1 protein-coding gene and 1 pseudogene are annotated in these 1718 nt (G+C 56.9%); both read right to left on the bottom strand.

Annotation, left to right across the window (positions count from 1 at the left end):
* Positions 1-1467: host specificity protein J (locus J5M71_RS25835; RefSeq protein ID WP_207838252.1), on the bottom strand; the 1467-nt coding region annotated here is incomplete at its 3' end.
* A 60-nt stretch (positions 1468-1527) separates the two neighbouring features.
* A pseudogene (locus J5M71_RS25830) lies at positions 1528-1718 on the bottom strand (tail assembly protein); the annotation flags it as partial.

The following is a 1718-nucleotide window of genomic DNA, read 5'->3' as shown; positions in this document are numbered from 1 at the left end:
GATACCGGCATAGTCATCATCGCAGATTTCAATAACATCGCCCGGTACATGGCGAAGCCCGTCTGCGCCGACGCTGAAATCCACGGTCTGCGTTTCCAGCAGTTCTGTTTTAATCAGCCACAGCCCGGCGCGGTGTGCCTGCCCCCGGCTGGTACAGCCAAAGGCATCCATCTTCGTAACATTACGACCGTAACGGGCAATGGCCTGCGTATCTTCAACAAGCTCTGTCGCCGTCTCCCAGCCGTTGTTCGGGTCAATCCAGTTCACCTCAACGGCATTATGGCGGTCCTTCAGGGCGCTGAAGCTGTAGCGGAACGGCGCGCCATCATCCGGCATCACCACATTACTGCGGTTATAGGTCCACGTCTTATCCGACGGTCGGTCCTGCACGAACGTCAGCGTCTGCCCGTTCCATACCGGCATACAGCGCATCGCCGAGCAGAAATCGCTGAGCACATCCCACGCCTTACGCTGTGTGGTCAGGTACGCATTACAGGTGATGCGCGGCTCCGTGCCGCCAAAGCCGTCCGGCACTGACTGGTCGCAGTACTGGCCGATGACATACAGCGCCCATTTATCCACATCCGCCGCACCAAGACGTTTCCCCATGCCGTAGCGCGGATGGGTCAGCATATCCCACAGACACCAGGCCATGTTGTTGCTGTATGCCGGTTTAAACGTTCCGTCCCAGATACCGCTGTATTGCCGCGTCTGCGGGTTATAGTTCGACGGCACCTGCAGAATACGCCCGCGCAGATGATAATTACGGCTCACCTGCTGGCTGCCGAACTGCTCCGAGTCCACCTGCACGCCGACCAGTGCCGTGTTCGGGTAGCACTGTTTCACATCGATGATTTCAGTGTATGACGACCAGAGCGTTTTGTTCTGCAGCTGGTCTGTGGTGCTGTCCGGCGTCATCCTGCGCATCCGGATATTAAACGGGCGCGGCGGCAGGTTACCCATCACCACCGAGGCCAGATACTGCGAGGTGGTTTTGCCCTTAATGGTGATGTCTTTTTCCGTCACCCAGCCACCGTTACGTTGTATCTGAACCAGCAGGCGGACTTCCGACGGATTCCTGTCACCCTTTGAGGTGGTTTCCACCAGTGCCTGTACACCGAAGGTAAAGCGCAGACGGTCGATGTTTGCAGACGTAATGGTGCGGGTGATCGGCGTGTCATATTTCACTTCCGTACCCAGCACCGTCTCGGAGCCGGAGGATTCAAATCCCTCCGGCGGAGTCTGCTCCTGCTCACCAGCCCGGAACACCACCGTGACACCGGATATGTTGGTATTCCCCTCAGTGTCCAGCACCGGCGTACTGTTCAGCAGCACGCTTTTTAAGCCATCCACCGGACCTTCAATCGGCCCTTCGCTGATGGCATCGATCACACTCAGCAACTGCGTGGACTTCAGGTTGTCCTTCGCTTCGCGCGGGGTATGCCCCTTACTGCTTCCTTTACCCATTCCTCACGCTCCATAAATGACAAAACCGCCCGCAGGCGGTTTCACATAAAACATTTTGCATCAGCGACCAATCACCACAACCTGACCACCGTCCCCTTCGTCTGCCGTGCTGATCTCCTGAGAAACCACGCGTGACCCCACGCGCATTTCCCCGTACAGAACAGGCAGAACATTGCCCTGGGCAACCATGTTATCCAGTGAGGAGAAATAGGTGTTCTGCTTACCGTTATCCGTTGTCTGTATACGGGGAG

This window comes from Pseudomonas sp. 43(2021) (assembly GCF_017490805.1).
In the GTDB taxonomy this organism is placed as follows: Bacteria; Pseudomonadota; Gammaproteobacteria; order Pseudomonadales; family Pseudomonadaceae; genus Aquipseudomonas.
Note: the sequence above shows the minus strand (reverse complement) of the source record. Positions and strands in the feature narration are given on the sequence as shown.